This is a genomic window from Amycolatopsis sp. QT-25, from assembly GCF_029369745.1.
Taxonomy (GTDB): Bacteria; Actinomycetota; Actinomycetes; order Mycobacteriales; family Pseudonocardiaceae; genus Amycolatopsis.
Genome location: NZ_CP120210.1, coordinates 7239377 through 7259040 on the forward strand (window position 1 = coordinate 7239377; position 19664 = coordinate 7259040).

The window sequence follows — 19664 nt, forward strand, 5'->3', positions numbered from 1 at the left end:
TCGAAGAGCGGCACGATCCTTCGGAGGTTTCGTCCGGTCCGTCGGCTAGACCGCTCTCGGCGGCGACCACCCCCTGCCGATACCCGAACGACAACCAGAACGGACACCATGAACCTGCCCCCCGCAGACCAGCCCCTGCCTTCCTGCCGCGATCTGGTGGGCGCGCTCGCCCAGAACGACCGGCGCGCCGCCTACGCGGCTCTCGCCCTCGGTGCGACCACAGTGGCCGAAGTTGCCGAACGTGCCGGGCTGCGCCCACCGGCCGCCGCCGTGGCCCTGCAGAAGCTGGCGAACGTCAGAATCGCTTCTTTCGACCCTGAAACGCACATCTACGGTCTGATCGACGACACCTTCCAGCTGGCGGTTCAAGCGGAAGCCAGGCTCGCTGGGCGAGCAGGCGGGGACGGAGCGGGCGCCTACTTCCGGCGTGGCCGCCTGACCTCCATTCCCGGCGACAAGACAGTGCGAAGCCGGGTGCTGGAGGTGGTGAGCGATTCGTTCGAACCCGGCGTGTCCTATCCCGAAGCCAAGGTCAACGCGATCTGCGGCGAGTGGTTCGACGACTGGGTGACCCTGCGCCGCGCCCTGGTCGACGAGGGCATGCTGCGCAGGGACAAGTCCGGTACGAGCTACGAGCGCGGCTGACGAACAGGCGGTTGACCGACGGTTTCCAGTGCCGGGGGAGGTCGGGCTGGATCAGATCGCCAGGGTCGGCATCGAGGGAATCCGGCCGGGCGGTGGGCGGTAGCCGCGCCAGGCAGCGGCCAGGCGTTGGACGGCTTCAGTGAGGTCGTCCGGCGTTGCGAGGAAGTGGAGCCGCAGGTGGTCCGTGCTGCCTCCTTCCGCGTCGAGTCCGGTACCCGGGAGCACCGCGACGCCGTGGCGCAGGGCGGTCTGGGTGAAGGACGTCCCGTCGCCGTGCGGCAACCGAACCCACAGGGTCTGGCCGCCGGGCACGGCGGGCACGTGCCAGTCCGGTAGCTGCCGGGCGAGCTCGGTACGGAGGTGGTCGTGACGGGCCTGTCGCTCTGCGGCGCCGCGGCGCTGGAGCGTGTCCAGGCGGGAGAGCAGGTCGACGGCGGCGAGCTGCGCGGGGATGTTGCCGCCGAGGTCATGCACGACCCGCAGCCGCGCCAGTCGTGCGACAACCCGGGCCGGTGCCCGTACCCAACCGATACGCAGGCCGCCCCAGGCGACCTTGCTGAACGACCCGATCGTGATCACCTGGTCGTCGTAGGCGGCCAACGGCGGCGGTGTCGATTCGCCGGGGAACCCGAGATCGGCGAGTACCTCGTCGTCGACCAGGACGACACCGGCGGCGGCCGCTGTCTCCACCAGTCGCCGCCGTCGCAACGCGGGCATCACCGCACCGGTGGGATTGTGGTGCGTGGCGATCGTGTAGGCGAGCACGGGACGGGGTTCGGCCAAGGCATTCGCGAAACCGGTGAGCCCGACGGGCATCCCCCGCAGCACGGCGCCCTCTGCCCGGAACGCTTCCAGTGCACCGTGGTAGGTCGGGGTCTCCACCAGCACCCGGTCGCCGGGCCGGAGCAGCGCGCGTGCCAGCAGTGACAGCGCCTGCTGCCCGCCGGTGGTGACCAGCACCTGGTCCGGTGTCGTGGGCACGCCACGTTGCCGGTAGCGCTCGGCGATCGCGCGGCGCAGCGCGATGTGTCCCATCGGGTGGTAGCCGATGTCATCCGTGGTGGCCGCCAGCTGCGGCAGGATCCGGGTATACGCCTCGATCAGCTCCGCGGGTGGACCGGCCGGTGCGGCGCACGCCAGCATGATCACCCCGTCCTTCGGTTCGAACAGGTGCAGGAACGCCGGCGCGTCCGTGGTGGATCGGAGCGGTGTCGGGGCGGCTCCGGCGACCCTGGTGCCACTGCCCTGCCGACGCACGATGCGGCCCTCCACCGCGAGCTGGTCGTACGCTGCGACGACCGTGCTGCGGCCGACCGCCAGCGCCGAGGCCAGCGCGCGGTCGGGTGGCAGTCGTGAGCCCGGCGGCAGCTCGCCGTCATCGATCAGCGTGCGCAGCCGCGCCGCGAGCAGGACATACAGCGGTCCGCGGCCCGATGACCAGCGACCGAGGCGCTCGTTCAACCCGGTTGGCTCCATCAGCAAACCAATTTAGCGGTATTGGCTCTGCCGCGACAGCGGGCTTGCTTCGACCATGGACGACATGACCACCTTCCCACCCAGCTCCATGACCAGCCTGATCGACAGCTCGATCCGCTACGACCTGGCCGAGAGCACCTGCCCGCCACTGCGGGTCGCTGATCTGGCCGACCCTGGCGAGCTCGCGGACATGGCACTCGGTTACGGCACCTCACGCGGCGACACCGAGTTGCGTGAGCTGATCGCCGCGGGTGCCGGGGTGCGCGCCGAACAGGTGCTGGTGACGGTCGGCGCGATCGAGGCGATGTTCCTGCTCGCACAGGCCACCTGCGTCCCGGGTGATCGGGTTCTCCTTATCACGCCGTGCTTTCCGCCTGCGCGAACCGTCCCGGAAGGGCTCGGTGCACGGGTGGACGTGGTGCCGTTGTCGTTCGACGACGGGTACCGGCTGGCACTGGACACGGTCGCCGACGCGCTCACCCCCCGCACCCGGCTGGTGTCGCTGGCCTCACCGCAGAATCCTTCCGGTGTCCGGTTCACCGACGACGAGCTGCGCGGACTGCTCACCGTCGTGGCGGATCGCGCACCGGAGGCGGTCGTGCTGGTCGACGAGACCTACCGCGAGTCCACCTACGATGACGACCCGACACCCTGGTCGGCCGCGGCCATGTCGCCACAGCTCGTCACCTGCTCCTCGCTGTCCAAAGCGAACGGCGCACCCGGCCTGCGCATCGGCTGGCTGACCACCACCGACCCCGAACTGTACGAACGGCTCCGCCAAGCCAAGTTCCACACCACCATCGCCTGCTCCACCGTCGACGAGTTCCTGGCCGCACATGTCCTACGCCGGCGAAAGGAAATTCTCCGCCCACGCGCCAACCGGCTGGGCCGAGCGCTCGCCGAACTGGTCGACTGGGCACAGGACGAGCCCGTCGAGATCGTCCGCCCGGACGGTGGCGCCCTGTGCTGCCTACGCCTGCCCGCCGACCTCTTCCCGCACGACGACGCGGTCGCCACCTTCTACGCCCGCCTCGCCAAGAGCGACACCCGCGTCGCGCCCGGCTCATGGTTCGGCGAGCACGACAGGGTGTTCCGGCTTGGCTTCGGCCACCTTCCGGCCGACGACTTCAGCACCGCACTCGGCCGCCTCGCCGACGCCCTCACCCAGTGAACCCGGAGATGACCGATGTACCCCAAGCTCACCGATGACCTGGACGACCTGCCCGAATTGCTGATGGCCACCCGAGCCGCGGCCGAACGCGCGCTCACCAGCCTGGACACGCGGCCGGTCGCCGCGCGAGCGCCTGAGGCCGGTGCCGCCCCGACACCCGTGGCCGGGATCGGCACGGCCGGCGCGCTGACCCGGTTCGAGGAACGCTGGGCACCGTGGTTCTCCGGCAGCGCCGGTCCGAGGTACTTCGGGTTCGTCACCGGCGGCGCCACCCCCGCCTCGGTGGCCGGAGACTGGCTGACCAGCGCGTACGACCAGAACGCCGCCTCCGGAGGAGATTCGGCCGCGGTCGACCTGGAGCGCGAGACGATCGGCTGGCTCGCGGAACTGTTCGGCCTGGGCACTGAACACCACGGCGCCTTCGTCACCTGTGCCACGATGTCGAACTTCGTCGGCCTCGCGGTGGCCAGGGAATGGCTCGGCGAACAAGCCGGCATCTCGGTGACCCACGCCGGCGTCCGCGCGCTCGGCCGGATCCCGGTGCTCTCGGCGACCCCGCACTCGAGTGTCTACAAAGCACTGTCCATGTTGGGCATCGGCAGGGACGAGCTGACCCTGGTACCCGTGTTGCCCGAGCGGGAGGCGGTGGATGTCGACCGCCTGGCCGAAGCCCTCGCGGCGCTGGACGGACAGCCCGCCATCGTGGTCGCCAACGCCGGCACGGTGAACACCGTGGACTTCGACGACCTTCGCGCGATCGCGGCGCTGAAGGAGCGGTTCCCGTTCTGGCTGCACGTGGACGGCGCTTTCGGCGCCTTCGCGGCTTTGTCGCCCCGCCACCGCGGGCTGGTCGACGGCCTCGCGGAAGCCGACTCGGTCTGCGTGGACCTGCACAAGTGGCTGAACGTCCCGTACGACGCCGCGGTGCAGTTCACCCGGCGCCGCGACCTTCAGTTCGCGGTGTTCAAGAACGTCGCCGCTTACCTGCCGCCACCGGTCGGCGAACCCGCGTACGCCGATCTGACCCCCGAGAACTCCCGGCGACTGCGAGCGCTGCCCACCTGGTTCTCACTGGTCGCCTATGGCCGTGAGGGACACCAGGAGATCGTCGACCGCACCACCGCGCTGGCCGCCCGGCTGGGCAAGCGGCTGGCCGGCGAACCAAAGCTGCGACTGCTGGCACCGGTCCGCCTCAACGTCGTCTGCTGCACCCTCGCCGACAACCCGACCCAGGAACGGGTCGACACCCTGATCCGAGCGGTCACCGGCAGCGGCGAGGCCGTGATCACGCCGACCGCGTACCACGGCACACCCGGCTTCCGAGTGGCGTTCAGCAACTGGCGCACCACCGAATCCGATGTGGACAGACTCTGCACGGTACTGACCACGGCCGCGGAGCACGTCACCGACAAGGGAAATCCCGCACCGGCCGATGACTCACCGCGTTGACAGTGCGGTTCCCCCAGGAGTCGCACGGGGTTTCACGCTGCGGGAGTGTGGTCTTGGCGATAGCCGATGCGGGTTTCGTGAGGTGTTCGGTGATCAAGTGTCGAATGTAGCCGGTCGCAGTAGCCGAGATAGCCGAATTCGGCCTGTGGGGCCTGGTCGCGGGCGGGCCAGGCTCGGGTAGCCGGTTACGAACTCTGCCACTGGCCGGCCGGGTGTCGGTAGTCGGAACCCAAGTAGCCTCGGCTACTTCGTGCTGCCGGCACGGTAGTCGACCGTCGGAGAACGCGACGTGATGGTCCTGAACAGCTCGAGCGGTGCCTGGCACTCCGATGCCAGCGCGAGTTCGTCCACCTCGGTTTCGGCGCGAATGAGTTCGATGGCGCGAGGTAACAGGGACGGCCGCTCCAGCAGGGGCATCGGACCGGGCTCGCGCCGCCGCCACCCCTTGGAGGACACCGTGACCATCGCGTTGCGATAGGTGACGTCGCTCATGACGCCAAGAGTTCGTGCCCGGAACAAGAGGGCTTGCAGGCTGACGTTCCAGTGCTGCTTGAGCTGGCCGAGTCGTCGCCAGTCCGCTCTGCTTGGCAGCTGTTCGGCGATCTCGTCCGCCGGCATCAACAACTCCGCGGCGAAGCGGTGTGCCTGATCCTCGACGATCCGGCCCCCTGGTTCGGCATCCACATGCATCACCAAGTGCCCGAGCTCGTGTGCCACGTCGAAGCGTTGGCGGTAGTAGTCGTCCTTCAATGGATTGAGCAGGATGATCGGCCACTCGGGCGTGTCGAAGGAGTACGCGTCGACCGTCGCGTTGTCCAAGGGGCTGAACACGACAAGGCCACCGTGGCTCTCGGTCAGCCTGACAAGATGCCCGACAGGTCCTTCCGGGATTTCCCATTGCTTCCGCAGCAGTGACGCCGCCTCCTCCGGGGCGCGGCCACCGGTTTCCTCGGTCGATACCGGGTAGCTGGGCAAGTCGCGTTTCGGGAACTCGACATGTCGCTCGATCGTGGTCGCGATGTCGACCGCGAGGCATCCGTAGGAGTAGGCCTGATCACGCGAGATCTGACTGGTCGATCTCAATGACCGGAAATGCGGGACGGTGGCGGCGACCGGGAACGACTGCTTCCGGGCCAGAAAGAATCCCGGCGCGACCTCCAGCGCGATCGCCAGGGCGCCTACCGTGGCCGGGGCCGGTCTCTTCGTCCCGCTCTCGTATGCCGCGACCGCTGTAGGCGTTTTCTGGATCAACGCCGCCAGAGCGTTCTTCCGCAAGCCCGCCAGTTGTCGAGCCAGGGTCAGGCGACCGCCGTCGAAGAAGGCGGCGATATCGCCCAGCCGTTCAGTCATGCGTCACCAATAGCACGCGGTCCGCCGCCACCGCGCGCCGACCTCCGGACTCGCACGTCCGCGTCAGCGGCATCTCCGGACGGCGGGAGAATCGGGTCGACCGGCTGCGGCCGCGCCCCGCTCTTCGGGGGCCCAGGCGGCAGATCCAGCAGATTCTCCCGCCACACCCAGGCATCGCCATGGTCGGAGTTCCACCGGATGCGACCGAAGAACAGCTCGAAGTCGACGGTCACCGGGTCCATCGCATGCGCGAGAACCAAGGTCTTCCGGAGATCACGCTCGTGGTCCGGAAGCCCCTCCAACGGCGGCAAGCCGGGAATCGCCGTGACCGGGAACAGGCCACCGTCGTCCTCGGAGTGAGGCTGCCGCGCGACTGTCTGCTTCGTATCGCTCTTCTCCGGCCAGCGAATCTTCTCGACCTGCCCGAATTTGTACGAGGCCAGCAGCCATCGCCAGCCATCGACCACCCAGCCAGGAGATCCGTTGAGGTCATATCGGACCACGGTGCCCGCAGGCAGCAACGGTATCGACTGGAAGTCCCGCCCGGCGATGCCATCCGCCAGCACGTCGCGCCCCACCGATTCCTCACCCGGCTGTGCCGCGAAGTCTCCGCACTGGAAGACCCGGTCGAGACGATCCAGCAGGTAGATGTAGGCGTTGTAGCCGATCCAGGACTGCTTGTGGCCACCTGCAGGGTTGTAGTCCTGGCGCACCTGCCGGTAGGCCGACCTGTGCGCCCAGGCGATGCCGTCCAGCACGCCAGAGCCACGCAGCATGCCCAGGACCTTCGCCTGCTCACTCATGGGCCCGAACTCTACCCCAATGCAGTATCGAGCGCTCGAAAATGAACCACGTCGGCGGCCTTCGGCACGGCGAGGGAAACGGAGCCCACCGAGGCTGAAGCAAACGTGAACTACCCGCATTGCACATGAAGTCGGCAGGTCGAAGACAAAGTAGAACTTGAGCGCCAAGGGGCTCGAACCCCTGACCTTCTGTTTACAAGTCCCCTCCGCCGCACTGTCAGCCGGTGCCACGAAGTGTCGAATTTCGACCATCTATGCAGGTCAACGTGGGCTTCTGACTGCGGCGGGTGTCATGCCGTGCCATGTCGTGTCAGGCTCTCCTTCGGCAACGGAGCCCAAGCGGAGACGTCACGGCATACGCGAGGAGAGCCTCGGCAGGCGCCCAGCCATTGTCCTGCCAGTCCGTTCATCGGCGTGCAAGCTGGCTCGTCCGGCCCCGCAGGTAGTGCCGAGGTTGGCCGGGAACGTCTCGGTCCGTGCGGCGTGCTGGACCCAAGTTGGTCGTGTCCGGTCGAGATCGGTCCTCGACGTTGAGCGCGAGGATCTCCTCGGCACGGGCAGTGGTCTCATACAGCAGTGCCCACAGCACCCGGTCGCGCAGCGGGTGGCCGGTGTCACGCAGCACCGGTCGACGTCGCCGCGCGGCCGGGCGCGCGGGCGCGGTTTGGGCCGCGGGGTACAGGCGAGCACTTACTTCGTCCGGGAGTCGGCGTAGTCCGTTTGATCATCTGCGGCAATGCGGCCAGGCCCGCTTGGTCGTGGAGGGTGCGAAAAATTTAGGCGGGTACCGCGCGCCAACGAGGTACCCGCCTGATCATCCGAGCGCATGTCCGGACCCAACCGGAAAGGCGACATGGATGGGGATCTCCTCACGAAGAGGGTGTCCGACCTCCACGGTAAAGGCCCCGGCCGCCCGGTCGCCAGGCGGGTTGGACGTCCAGGACGCACAAACCCCCGTCCTGGACGCCAACGACTTTTTCGCCGCCGCGCCGTACCTTGTTTCCGCAGGTGAGAGAACCCACTCGAACAAGGTAATGTGACCTAGGACACTTTTGCTTTTCCGGCGAAAGACCGTCCTGCGCCGTCCTGGACGTGGTCACGGACGGCGGGCCGGTGCACCTTCTGGGACATCGGGCCATGATGAACAGGTCGGTCGCGTCACTGTCGGTCCCGGACTCGTTACTTCTCGCTTGGCGGCGCCAAACGCCTCGCGGGTGTCCGGTCTCGGTGTGTATGGCCGGTGTCGTCCGGACCCAACCTGGAGAGTCCCGCGCGTCTGTGCGCGCGGGGAAGAGGAGTTGCGATGTACGCGATGATCACGCCGAGAGGGACCAGAGGGGTTGCCTGCTCGCAGACCGCGGGGGAACAGATCCGCGCGGTGGCGCAGCTGTCGATGCTGCTGGTGTTCGTGCTGGTGCTGCTGCTGCACGGGTTCGACCCGCAGACCGCGGTGGCGACGGCGGCGGCCACGGCGGTGGTCGCCCTGTGGGGCGGGCCGGTCACGTCGGCCGCGCTTGCGCGGCGGCTGCCGGGGTTCGGCGAACCGGCCGGTGCGCGATGAGCACCCCGCAGTCGTTCTCGCAGCCGGAACAGTCTGGGCCGCCGAAGGCATCGTTGCGGCTGGTGCAGGACAAGCCGGTCCGTGCGCAGCGAGGACCGTCGCCGGCGTCGTTCCGGGCAGAGGATGCGGCCACGGCCAAGGAGTTCTGCGGGCTGCTGGACGAGCTGCGCAAGTGGGTCGAGATCTCCTTCATGACCATGCAGCGCCTGACCGACAAGAGACTGTCCAAGTCGCGCGCGCACCAGATCGTGCACGCCGATCACCTGCCCAGCCCCGAGGACCTGACCCTGTTCCTCGAGGCGTGCAACGTCACCGCCGAAGAAGCTAATCGGTGGCGGAGCGGCGCGAACCGCGTCCTCAACGGCCCGCCGCGGGAGACCGTGTTCGAGACCCTGCCGCGGCGCCTGGCACCGGTCCCCCCGCCTGCGGCACCAGAGCCGGAACCGCAGTCCCCGCCCGAGCAGACAGCGCAACCCGTGTCCGCACCGTGGCCTCCCGCACCGTGGCCTCCCGGCGCGGGGGCGGCGGGGACACCACCTCCCCCGCAGGCGGCGCCGTTGTCGGTCGCGCCGCCGCAGTTCGCGACGCCGGTCCCAGCGGGCGCGAAGGTGCCGATGATGGTGACCATGCGGGCGCTGATGGTGTTCACGCTGGTGGTGTTGCTGCTCACCGGCGCCGTCACGACGCTGTGGCTGATGCGGGTCCCCAGCGAGCTGATCATGACGATGCTCGCGGTCATCGCCATCTCGGTGTCGGGCTGGCTGCTGTCGCTGCGCTGGCGCTGGCAACTGCTGGCCGAGCAGCGGAAGGGGGATCGCCACTCCCCGCCTTACCTCGTCCAGGCCGATCCCGAAGAGGTTTTCGGCACGGACGCGAAGACCGCTCCCCCGGTCATCGGCCTGTAGCAGCGGCCGTGGTCGGACGTATCCGCATCCTGCCGCGGCGTCGCCGGCCTGGTGACGCCGCGGCCCGGGACGCCCAGCCCCAGCAAACCGAGGACAGCGTTCCCGCGGCGCCGAGCCTGTGGGACGACTACCTCGCCCGCCCACCCGCGCCCGCCGACGACGAAACCCGCTGGCTCGGCGAGGCCGAGGACGGCGACACCGACGCCATGTTCGCCCTCTCCCAGCTCTATGAGACCGACGGCCGCGCCGCCGACGCCGCGACCTGGCGCCACCGCGCCGCCACAGCCGGGCACCCCGCGGCGATGGCCGCCGAGGCCTATCTGCACGACCAGCGAGGCTCCACCGGCGAAGCCCGTTTCTGGTGGCGCCAGGCCGCGGAACACGGCGACCTGCACGCCCGGTACTCCCTCGCCCTCCTGCTCGAACGCGACGGCGAGACCGACGAAGCCGAAACCTGGTACCTGGCCGCCGCCCAAGACGACCACGTCCTGGCCCAAGCCCAGCTCGCCTACCTGCTGCACCAGCGCGGTGATGAGCAGGACGCGGACTACTGGTGGCACCGCGCCGCCGAACACGACCACCTCACCGCCCTCTACAACCTCGGCGCCCGCGCCCTGGAAGACAACCGCCCCCGCGACGCCGAAACCTGGTGGCACCGCGCCGCCGACCTCGGCCACCTCGACTCCACCCTGCGGCTGGCATCCCTGCTGGCCGGAGAACAGGACGAACGAGCCGAGCACTGGTGGGAACGCATCGCTGACCACCACCCCTACGCCGCACGGCAGGCCGCGGTGACGCGAAAGCGGAAACGCCGCCGCGGCATCGCCGAAGACCAGGATCTCAGCCCCGCCGCCCGGACCTGGAAACTCCAAGCCAGGCACGGCGACACCGACGCGATGTTCCAGCTTGCCTTGTACTACCAGGAAAACCGGCAGCCAGAACACGCCAACACCTGGCTGCTGTCCGCGCTCCACGCGGGCAGCACCGCCGTGCTCGCCTACCTCGACTACGTCCACGACCGGGCCGAACACATCATGACCGGCCGCCCCCCGCCCTGCGAGCACGTCGAACAGACGAGAACCCAGCGGAACCACCAACCCAGCACCGACATCCTGACCACACGCACCGCCGAGATCATGATCCACTGCCGGATCCAGTGCGAGACACGCTCGCCCTACCTCAGCCACTGAAGCCCCCGACGTTGCCACGACCGACGGACAAGAGGATCAAGCGGGACTGCAACGTGCAATCGGGTGATGACCGGCTCCTCAGCAAGTTCGAGGCCCCGGTCCTCGTCGCCAGCGAACGGTTTCCCGATCTGCCCCTTGCCCGTCGGCATCGCGCCCATCGAGGTCGCCTACTTCAGGTTGACGCGTATTCCGGTGGCTCCCAGTAACACGAGACTCCGGTTTGCGGCTATCGATCATGAATCGATCAGGCAAGGGCTCTCATGCAGCCAAGACGATCGCCTTCTTCGATCACAAGGGCGGCGTTGGAAAGACCACGATGTTGTTCGATGTTGCGATCGAGATGGGGCGGCTCGGTCGCAAGGTTCTTATGGTGGATCTGGACGCCCAGGCCAACTTGACTGCCATCACCCTCGAAGAGGAACGGCTCTCTCGGCTCTACCCGCCACCACCGAAGATCAGCCCCGAAACGGTCGCCGGAGCGTTCGCACCACTGGTTGGTGGCTCGGGAGATGTAGCCACTCCTTCAGCTCTGGAGGTACGACCAGATCGAGTCTGGCTCCGGCCAGGCGACATCCAGCTGTCGGCCTTCGAAGCGATCCTCCCGAGCGCCTGGACAGAGTCCCTGGCAGGTAACGAGCGCGGGTTTCGGGTCACTAGTGCTGACATCTGATCTGTTTCGCTACGCGCCCTCCCCAGCGTAGGGCAGAGCTTGGATACCTGGATTCGCCAATGGACGACCGCTAATTCAGTCGCTCCGGCGTTGCCCTTCCCGCTGCCGCGCGGCCTACCAAAGGTGCTGGGTTACGTCTCCCAGCAGTTCAACATCTACAGAGGCGGGGCAACGCAAGCCCCGCCGGAGCTTGTTGCCGGCTGTCCCGCATGGGCCTCCGGTCCTGTACATACTAGTTGTTACAATTACAGCATGGACTCACGGGGCCGGTTGACGGGTGCGATGGCGGAGCTGCTGTGGGAGCGGGGCTACGCCGCGACGAGCCCGCGGGACGTGATGGCGCGCGCGGGGGTCGGGCAGGGCAGCATGTACCACCACTTCGCGGGGAAGCACGAGCTCGCCGTCGAGGCCTTGTCGATGGTCGCCACGGACCTGACGGGCGAGTCGTCGTTGCTGGATGGCGAGGGCTCGCCGCTGGAGCGGATGAAGCGCTACCTCTCGTTGCCGCGACCGGGCACGCGGGGCTGCCGGGTGGGACGGATGACGCAAGACCCGCAGGTCGTCGCGGACGCCCAGCTCATCACGATCGTCGCCGACGCCTTCGAGACGATGCTGGCCCGGTGGGAACAGACGATCGCCGAGGCGATCGCGGCCGGTGAGCTGCCGGCGAGCACCGTGCCGGCCGACCTCGCCCGGACGTTGGCCGCGGTCATCCAGGGCGGCTACGTCCTCGCCCGCGCGCAGGGCGACCAGGCCCCGATGGAAGCCGCGATCCGCGGCGCGATCGGTCTGGTCGACGCCGCACACGCCACCACAGCCGCCGACCACTGACCACCGACATTGACCCATCGCGAGAAGGAGACCACTCATGACCGTTCGGATCGGAATCAACGGCTTCGGCCGCATCGGCCGCAGCTACCTGCGCGCCGCGTTGCGCAGTCGAGCGGATGTCGAGGTCGTCGCGATCAACGACATCGCCGACGCCACGACCCTCGCCACTCTCTTGGAGTGGGACTCGATCGCCGGGCACCTGGACGGCGTGCAGGTCGAGGACGACGCGATCCTCATCGACGGCGCACGCATCCGCGTCACCGCCGAGCGCGAACCCGCCCGCATCCCCTGGGGTGAGGATCATGTCGACGTCGTCATCGAGTCCACCGGCCGGTTCACCGACTCCGCGAGTGCCCGGCGGCATCTGACGGCGGGAGCGCGCAAGGTCCTCATCTCCGCGCCCGCCGACGGCGAGGTGCCCGCGCTGGTGCTGGGCGTCAACGACGACACCCTCGACGTGACCCAGGAGGTGTTCTCCAACGGCTCCTGCACCACCAACTGCCTCGCCCCGATGGCCAAGGTGCTGCACGATGCGTTCGGCATCGAGTCCGGCCTGATGACGACCATCCACGCCTACACCAGCGACCAGCGCCTCCACGACGCCCCGCACGGCGACCTCCGTCGAGCCCGCGCCGCCGCCCTGTCCACGATCCCCACGTCCTCCGGCGCGGCGAAGACGATCGGACGTATCATCCCCGAGCTCGACGGCAAGCTCACCGCCGTCTCCCTCCGCGTACCCGTCCCCGTCGGGTCGATCACCGACCTGACCGCCAAGCTCACCCGCCCCGCCACCGTCGAAGAGGTCAACGAGGCATTCCGCGCCGCAGCAGCGACTCCCACGCTGTCGACGTATCTCGCCTACTCCGAGGCACCCCTCGTCTCCGCCGACATCGTCGGGAACCCACACTCCGCGATCTTCGACGCACCCCTCACCCAAGTCGTCGGCGACCAGGTCAAGATCTTCGCCTGGTACGACAACGAATGGGGCTTCTCCCACCGACTCATCGAACTCTCCCAGCGCATCGCCGCATAGAACACCGACACAACGCAAACCGGACCGGGCGGAAGCGTCGAGAACTCGCTTCCTCCCTGCACGAGCCACTCACCGAGCCGTACGCCATTCCCATGTCCGGGGTTCCCACCTCTGCCGATATCGCGGAGTCGATCGGCGCGAACGGCAGCATCTCCGTCAGCTCCGCCTTCAACGCCCGCGCCTCGTCCGGGACGTCCTCGGCGGTCAACGGTGAATCACCAGATTCCCCGGCCGCCAGGACCTCCTCCAGCTCGCCGAGTGCCTCGCCCAGCTCGTCCTCGGCCGCGGCGAGCGCCCGGTCCGGGTGGGCGGGTTCGCCGACCAGCTGGCAGAACTCCGCCCGCTGCCCGTCCCACTTGTCCGGGGTGAGCAGGGAGGCGGCCGGATCCGAGTAGTGGCGGCTGCCCGGCACGAACACGTCCCCGGCGCGCAGCCCGTCCCGCAACGCCGGCAGCGTGCACAGCTCCCAGTAGTGCCGGTAAGCGTTGTTGTCGCCCGACTTTTTCACAGTCTTCAGATAGCCGCGCCACCGCGCGGGCACGAACCCCTCCGGCGCGCCGGAGGGGACCCGGCGGCGGCGGTGGCGTTCAGGCCGCGCAGGATGCCCACCGCCTCCAGCAGTCCGGTCGCGGCGGTGCCGCCGGCAAATGGCACCGCGGCCAGGACCTGCGGGGTGGACTGGCGCAGGTATCCGTAGGAGCCGTCCAGGGCGGCGAGATGCCCATGATCGCGCGGCAATCGGGGTGTGGCCTGCGCGACCGCAGCCGGGGACAGCCGATCCGGTCTCCCCGGATCAGGCCGCCGATCTGCTCGTCGCTGATCTGCGGGTCGGTGATGATGGCCAACAGATCGTCCAGCAGCGCTTGGCGGTCCTCACCAGACTTGCCGCGCTCGGCGAGCGCGTCGCACATCTTGCGTTCGGCTTTGCTCTCCCGCACCGAGATCGCCTGATCGAACAGCTGCACGACCTCGTCGAGCACCTCGGTCGCCGACTGCGCCAGCAGGATCGGGTACCGGCGCTGCGGATCCTGGCGCTCCAGCGCCTGCCCAATGGCGCCGAGAAAACGTGAACAAGACTTCTAAAAAGCGAGATATCAGCAGGTCAGAAGCTATCTGACCTTGAGCCGCCAAGGGGGCTCGAACCCCTGACCTTCTGTTTACAAGTCCCCTCCGCTGCCGTGTCAGCCGATATCGCAAAGTGTCGAATTTCGACCATCTATGCAGGTCAGCGCGAGTCTTGCGTTACATCCACGTGCCAGGCTGTATCGGGCCGTGTCGGGCTCTACTTCGGCAACGGAGCCCAATCGGAGACGGCGCAAGCGCGGCCTCGCTGCTGTACAGCGGCTCCCTGCCACCTACGAGACCCCAGTTTTACCCGGCAGGGTCACTGGGTGACGCTGGAGCGCTGGCCGATGATGGCGAAATCGGTCACATGAAATGCCCAGTGGCGTCCTCCGGGCAGGTAGACCACCAGAGGTACCGCTCAGGAGGCTTAGTACTGCAATGACATTTCGTTATAGAGTGGTTGAGTGTGTCGGTTAGGCTTTGGCCCGGCGATCGTGTAGTTGATCTCCTGTGTTGGAGATGGCGACGGGTTGGTCGGCGCATTTCACTGCGTTCGCGGGGCGGTTCGCGTCGCGGTTCTCGCGGGTGGAGCCGCGGCGTCAGATGGTGTCTTACCTGCGGGGACTGCTGGCTGAAGTCGAGCGCAAGAACGGCTGGACCCTGGCGGAGATGGCCGGCGAGGCCGGCCCGCAGGGCATGCAGCGGCTGCTGAACTTCTACGCCTGGGACGCCGAAGGCGTGCGTGATGATGTGCGGGCCACGGTGGTCGAGGTGCTGGCGGACGCCGAACGTGGCGTGTTGATCGCGGACGAGACCGGGTTCGTGAAGAAGGGCACGAAGTCCGCGGGCGTAGCGCGCCAGTATTCGGGCACGGCCGGGCGCATCGAGAATTCGCAGATCGGCGTGTTCTTGGCGTATGTATCGGCTCGGGGGCGGGCTTTGATCGATCGGGAGTTGTATCTACCGAAAGAGTGGATCGCCGATCGGGATCGGTGCAGCGCTGCGGGCATTCCTAACGGCGTCGGATTCGCGACGAAACCCGAACTGGCGCAATTAATGTTGGAACGCGCGCTCGCCGCGAGTATCCCGTTCGCGTGGTTCACCGCCGACGAAGCGTACGGGCAGGTTGGACGGCTGCGGCTCTGGCTGGAAGAACACGACATCGCACATGTACTGGCGGTGCCCAAGTCCCAGATGGTGATTTCCATGGATCTGCGGCAGCGGCGCGCCCACTCGGTTATCGCGGACGCCGCCCCGACTGCCTGGCAGCGCCTGTCCTGCGGCGATGGCGCCCACGGGCAGCGGATCTACGATTGGGCCGTAGTTGACATCCGCCCGCTGCGCCGGCGAGAAGTCGGCCACTGGCTGCTGGCCCGCCGCTCGGTCAGCGACCCCACCGAGATTTCCTACTACATTTGCTTTGGCCCCGCCGAAACCGATCTCCGAGAACTGGTACGCGTCGCTGGCAGCCGCTGGGCGATCGAAGAAAGTTTCCAAACCGCAAAGAACGAAACCGGGCTCGACCACTACCAGGTCCGCCGATACGAAGCATGGTATCGGCATATAACTCTCTCCATGGCAGCGGCAGCATTCCTCGTCATCACTCGAGAGACCGCAAAAAAAGGGGATCTACACCCGGCCTGATACCGCTCACGTCCAACGAAATCCGCAAGCTATTCAACCGTGTCACCACGCGGGTCCAGCACACAATCCAGCACGCTATGCACTGGTCACGATGGCGACGAACCAGCCAAGCCCGCGCCCGAACCAGCCACTACCGCCGGCGCGGCCATCACGAAGTGTCATTGCAGTATTAGAGCGTGTCTTACGTGGTGAGCTTTCGGAGTTTCTTGTGGCAGGTGAGGGCGGCTCCGAGGGTAAGGAAGGCGAGGAAGTGTTCGGCTTTGCGTTCGTAGCGCAGGGTGAGGCGGCGGTATCCGGTGAGCCAGGCCATGGTTCGCTCGATCACCCAGCGGTGTTTGCCGAGTTTGTCCGCGGATTCGATGCCTTTGCGGGCGATGCGGACTGTGATGCCGCGGTCGCGGACCCAGTGTCGGAGCGCGGGCTGGTCGTAGGCCTTGTCGGCGTGCAGCTTGGCGGGCTTGCGGCGTCGCGGGCCTCGGTGGGACTTGACCGCGGGGATCGCCATCACCAGGGGTTTGAGCGCGAGCGAGTCGTGGGTGTTCGCGGCGGAGATCGCGATCGTGAGCGGCAGGCCGGCACGGTCGGACAGGACGTGGATTTTCGAGCCGGGTTTACCTCGGTCGACCGGGCTGGGGCCGGTCAGAGATCCCCCTTTTTCGCGCGGACGGAGGCGCCGTCCACGATCGCACGACTCCAGTCGAGCAAGCCCCGGCTGCCCAGTTCGTCAAGCAGTACACGATGGAGCTCGCGCCATAGCCCGGCCTCTGTCCATTGCGCGAACCGGCGGTGCGCGGTCTGGAAGGGCACGCCGAACGACGGCGGCAGATCCCGCCAAGCACATCCGCTGGTCAGCACGTACACGATCGCCGTGAACACCTGCCGCGGATCCAACGGCGCGGTCCCACCACCCTGCGGACGCGGTGTGAACGCGGGGATCAACGGCTTCACCAGTTCCCACAGCTCATCCGGCACAAGACGCAAAGACAACCGATCAACCACGACCAAGATCATGGCGCATCAGCCACCGGTCGCCACGTAAGACACGCTCTTAGCACCCTGCCCGTCAACGCTCATGCTGGAGCGCCTCCAGCAGCCCGTATGCCCCGACATCGGCCAGCTTGTCGACGACGTCGAGACATCTATCGCGCATTACCGCGTCGCCTTGCCGATAGAGCCGGAGCACGACCGTGACAATGTCACGGCTGACGGCCGCGATCGCTCTACTCAGATCACCGAGTTCGACACCGGCGTGTTCGACGGCACGTTCGCAAGCGATGATCGGGTGTCAGACGACTTTCGGGCAACGCCGACATCAGCACGTACTGAGTGTACCCCCAAGCTCCATTTCTTCCGGGCTTCCTCTCCCAGGTGGGGTAGTGGGCAAGGAGCTTCGTGCCTAGAGCCTCGAGTTGGGCATCGCCGCAATGCGGTGTGGTCGCCTCGATGAGTAGCCGTGATGCCCAGACGTTGCTGCCATGCCAGCCTAGTTTCAGGTTTCGGTCATCCGATCGCAGCCAGTCGATCGCCTCGTCCGCTGCTTGCTCGGCGATGACTGCGTAGGCTCGGCACGCGAGAAATCGCGCGACCTCGTGAGCGCTACTGCTCAAAGTAGAGATAGTGGAGCTCGAGTTGCTCCAAAGGTCGTGTGCAGTCGCGCGTAGGGCGATATCGATGCCGTCTAAGACTGCGTCGGTGACTTGATGAGATCGGTAGAACCTGTACGCCCAAGGACCGCCGGCCTTTCGCTCGCTATCGGCGTCTGTGGCAGTGTCGTCCAATACTGTAAGTACGAAGGGGAGCACGTGCTCCAGGTACTGCTGAGGCGCTGCTGTGGCGATCTCGACGATCGTCTTGTCGCCACCGGCACCTCCCGACTGGTCGATGTAATCCGGAAACGGGTTGGCGACGTCGTCGGCCTGTGCTCGTTCTCTGGCGCGGTTTAAGTACGCACCGACAACCCGCGCCGCTCCTGCGGGATCTTCGTCATGCAGGCCGACGATGATCGACCAGAAGTTGCTGTTGACCGCGATCGGCCCTCGAGCTCCGTCCAACAAGCCGCAGCGGAGCAGCTCAACGGTCAGGTCGACCAGGCCTGGCGACAGAAACCACTCGACCATGGACCGCAGTCGAAGCGTCCACTCGTCACAGCTGCCGATGAAGGGCCTGACCAGTTCAGCGACGCGTTTCCCACGCTCCCTGGCCGCCCTGACCAGGACGTTGGCTGTCGGTGTAGCCGTCGCAGGCTCCGCGAGCGGCGGCCCCCAGCGACCGGCCGAGTCGGCAGCATCGAACCAGGCGGGCTCCATCAGCAGGCCGAGAAGCCGCCCACTACGACGTGAGCCCCCGAATGCGAACGGTTCGATCGCCAGCCAGTCATCTGCCACGGCCGGCAGGGAACTGAGGACCCCGATCACGACATCGAGAAGGTTCGAACGAATCGCGTCGCTGGTCAAGAGCCGGACCGCGTCTGTCCGGAACCGCCGTCGATTGACCCCGATGAGGTGTTCGAGGACCTGGCGCAGCTGGGCGCGCCGGAACAGTTGCTGACCCGAGTCCACCACGAAGTCGTGCAGAACTTGTCCCTGGGCGACGAACTCTTGTGCGAACAAGAAGTCGAAGTAAGTCTCATGAAAGAACTGGACAGTGTCGCCGTCATCGCGGATGACACCCACCGAAGCCAGTGCCGGCCATGCACGTTGTGGAAGTCGATCCAGGAGTGCAGCTGGTGCATGCAAGGTCTCGTATTCGCTCATGTAGGTCACGAGAGGCGCGATCGCCCCGTGCCAACCGGCCGCTCCGAGGTCACCTTCAATCAGCGGACGAAGCTGGCTCGTGAACTGTCGATATAGGTCCGGAAGTGTCCCGGTAGGGCAGCTCACGCGACTTGGCTTCCAGCTGGAAGAACACCGCCAGGTGCAGCGGTACATGCAACAAGTTGAACGTATCCGACGCTAAACGCTGTCTCGTAACTGATCTTGAGGTTTTGCCGGGGATGCTGTGGTCAGCCGGTGAGGATGATGTTGTGCAGGTTGGCGATGCCGGATGCGGTGTCGCCGAGTGTGCTGGCGGCGCGGCGGTAGTCGCGCAGGATGGTGAACAGCTTCATCCGGGCGAGGGCGTGTTCGACGCGGGCCCGGATCGTGCGGTGGGCGACGTTGCGGTCTTCCTGCCAGGCCTTCAGTGCCTGCTTGTCGCGTCGTTTGCGGTAGGGCATGATCACGGCCGGGTTGCCTTGGTAGCCGCCGTCGGCCATGACCGGGCGCCCGGCGAGTTTGTCCTTGATGCCGGAGTCGCGGTAGGCGGTGCAGTCGTTGCGGTTGCCGGGTTGCGGGTCACCGGTGGCGATGACCAAGCGGGTCTCGGCGTCGATGACCACCTGCAAATTGGTGGAGTACCGGTGGTTCTTCGACGGGGCTGCCAGTCGGTGGTCGCGGGTCGGGACCAGAGTCCCGTCGATGATCGCGACTTGGTCGACTCGTCGGCGGCGGATCGGGGCGCGGGCGAGCAGAGGGCCGACGGTGTCGATGACCCGGTGCGCCGCGGAGTGCGAGACCCCGAACAGTGGCCCGATCTGACGCATCCGCAGGTTCGTGCGCCAGTAGGTGGCCTTCAGCAGCACCCGGTCCGCCAGGCCCAGCGACCACCGCCTGCCGGGCGCCCGTCGGCGATGTCCTCGCCACCGCGCACGGCCACCACCCGCACGAGCTTGCGGAACTGAGCGGGCTGCAACCCGGTGAACGGGAAGATCCACTCCGGGCTCGATGCCGAGATCACCTGCACACGGTCATGATCAACCACCTGCTGCAGCGACCAGCCACCGGGTTACGAGACAGCGCTTAGCCGCGACGGACGGCGGGGACGCCGCCCCGGA

17 protein-coding genes and 2 pseudogenes are annotated in these 19664 nt (G+C 67.2%); 11 read left to right on the plus strand and 8 right to left on the minus strand.

The annotated features are described in order from the left end of the window. Positions 1-108: 108 nt before the first annotated feature. Positions 109-645: a DUF2087 domain-containing protein gene (locus P3102_RS33935; RefSeq protein WP_276364743.1), complete on the plus strand. Its 537-nt coding sequence runs from the start codon at positions 109-111 to the stop codon at positions 643-645. Positions 646-696: 51 nt separating this feature from the next. On the opposite strand, the gene P3102_RS33940 is transcribed toward P3102_RS33935, so the two are convergent. Beyond that, positions 697-2106 carry a PLP-dependent aminotransferase family protein gene (locus P3102_RS33940; protein ID WP_276364744.1) on the minus strand — a complete coding sequence of 470 codons (1410 nt, stop codon included), beginning with the start codon at positions 2104-2106 and terminating at the stop codon, positions 697-699. Positions 2107-2185: 79 nt separating this feature from the next. Between P3102_RS33940 and P3102_RS33945 the strand changes: the two genes are divergently transcribed. After that, positions 2186-3292: a pyridoxal phosphate-dependent aminotransferase gene (locus P3102_RS33945; RefSeq protein ID WP_276364745.1), complete on the plus strand. Its 1107-nt coding sequence runs from the start codon at positions 2186-2188 to the stop codon at positions 3290-3292. Between the two features lie 15 nt (positions 3293-3307). Next, a complete protein-coding gene (locus tag P3102_RS33950) occupies positions 3308-4741 on the plus strand; it encodes a pyridoxal-dependent decarboxylase (RefSeq protein ID WP_276364746.1) in 1434 nt (477 codons plus the stop codon). Positions 4742-4984: 243 nt separating this feature from the next. Here the strand turns inward: P3102_RS33950 and P3102_RS33955 are convergent, their stop codons facing one another. After that, on the minus strand, positions 4985-6091 hold the full coding sequence (locus tag P3102_RS33955) for an ImmA/IrrE family metallo-endopeptidase (RefSeq protein ID WP_276364747.1): 1107 nt from the start codon (positions 6089-6091) through the stop codon (positions 4985-4987). Then, entirely contained in the window at positions 6088-6894 is an 807-nt protein-coding gene (locus tag P3102_RS33960) for a hypothetical protein (RefSeq protein ID WP_276364748.1), read from the minus strand. Before P3102_RS33960 ends, P3102_RS33955 begins: the two co-directional genes overlap by 4 nt. 1303 nt (positions 6895-8197) lie before the next feature. On the opposite strand from P3102_RS33960, the gene P3102_RS33965 reads away from it, so the two are divergent. The 6 genes from P3102_RS33965 to gap all read left to right on the plus strand — a co-directional run bounded on the left by P3102_RS33965 (position 8198) and on the right by gap (position 13084). Next, positions 8198-8455, plus strand: a complete 258-nt coding sequence (locus tag P3102_RS33965) for a hypothetical protein (RefSeq protein WP_276364749.1) — start codon at positions 8198-8200, stop codon at positions 8453-8455. After that, a complete protein-coding gene (locus P3102_RS33970) occupies positions 8452-9360 on the plus strand; it encodes a hypothetical protein (protein ID WP_276364750.1) in 909 nt (302 codons plus the stop codon). The genes P3102_RS33965 and P3102_RS33970 overlap by 4 nt, the downstream gene beginning before the upstream one ends. 8 nt (positions 9361-9368) lie before the next feature. Further along, positions 9369-10550, plus strand: coding sequence for a tetratricopeptide repeat protein (locus tag P3102_RS33975; protein WP_276364751.1), 1182 nt, complete (start codon positions 9369-9371; stop codon positions 10548-10550). 235 nt (positions 10551-10785) lie between these two features. Next, the gene (locus P3102_RS33980) at positions 10786-11220 is read left to right on the plus strand and encodes an AAA family ATPase (RefSeq protein WP_276364752.1); all 435 of its coding nucleotides are present in this window, start codon (positions 10786-10788) and stop codon (positions 11218-11220) included. Between the two features lie 252 nt (positions 11221-11472). Next, the gene (locus tag P3102_RS33985) at positions 11473-12051 is read left to right on the plus strand and encodes a TetR/AcrR family transcriptional regulator (protein WP_276364753.1); all 579 of its coding nucleotides are present in this window, start codon (positions 11473-11475) and stop codon (positions 12049-12051) included. A 37-nt stretch (positions 12052-12088) separates the two neighbouring features. Continuing rightward, on the plus strand, positions 12089-13084 hold the full coding sequence (gap, locus tag P3102_RS33990) for a type I glyceraldehyde-3-phosphate dehydrogenase (protein ID WP_276364754.1): 996 nt from the start codon (positions 12089-12091) through the stop codon (positions 13082-13084). Here gap and P3102_RS33995 read toward each other — a convergent pair. Continuing rightward, entirely contained in the window at positions 13053-13592 is a 540-nt protein-coding gene (locus tag P3102_RS33995) for a hypothetical protein (RefSeq protein ID WP_276364755.1), read from the minus strand. The two genes, gap and P3102_RS33995, sit on opposite strands and share 32 nt — an antisense overlap. Positions 13593-13597: 5 nt before the next feature. After that, on the minus strand, positions 13598-13822 hold the full coding sequence (locus P3102_RS34000; protein WP_276364756.1) for a hypothetical protein: 225 nt from the start codon (positions 13820-13822) through the stop codon (positions 13598-13600). 5 nt (positions 13823-13827) lie between these two features. Between P3102_RS34000 and P3102_RS34005 the strand changes: the two genes are divergently transcribed. Continuing rightward, the gene (locus P3102_RS34005) at positions 13828-14154 is read left to right on the plus strand and encodes a hypothetical protein (RefSeq protein WP_276364757.1); all 327 of its coding nucleotides are present in this window, start codon (positions 13828-13830) and stop codon (positions 14152-14154) included. 514 nt (positions 14155-14668) lie between these two features. Then, positions 14669-15966 (plus strand): annotated as a pseudogene (locus tag P3102_RS34010) (IS701 family transposase). Between the two features lie 8 nt (positions 15967-15974). Here the strand turns inward: P3102_RS34010 and P3102_RS34015 are convergent. The 3 genes and pseudogenes from P3102_RS34015 to P3102_RS34025 all read right to left on the minus strand — a co-directional run bounded on the left by P3102_RS34015 (position 15975) and on the right by P3102_RS34025 (position 19573). After that, positions 15975-16792 (minus strand): IS5 family transposase gene (locus P3102_RS34015; RefSeq protein ID WP_276363339.1). Its coding sequence is split into 2 segments (ribosomal slippage): positions 15975-16450 and positions 16450-16792, totalling 819 coding nucleotides; the frame shifts between segments, so codons are not numbered across the junction. Positions 16793-17022: 230 nt separating this feature from the next. Continuing rightward, the gene (locus tag P3102_RS34020; protein ID WP_276364758.1) at positions 17023-18546 is read right to left on the minus strand and encodes a hypothetical protein; all 1524 of its coding nucleotides are present in this window, start codon (positions 18544-18546) and stop codon (positions 17023-17025) included. A 248-nt stretch (positions 18547-18794) separates the two neighbouring features. Next, a pseudogene (locus tag P3102_RS34025) lies at positions 18795-19573 on the minus strand (transposase family protein). Between the last annotated feature and the right edge of the window lie 91 nt (positions 19574-19664).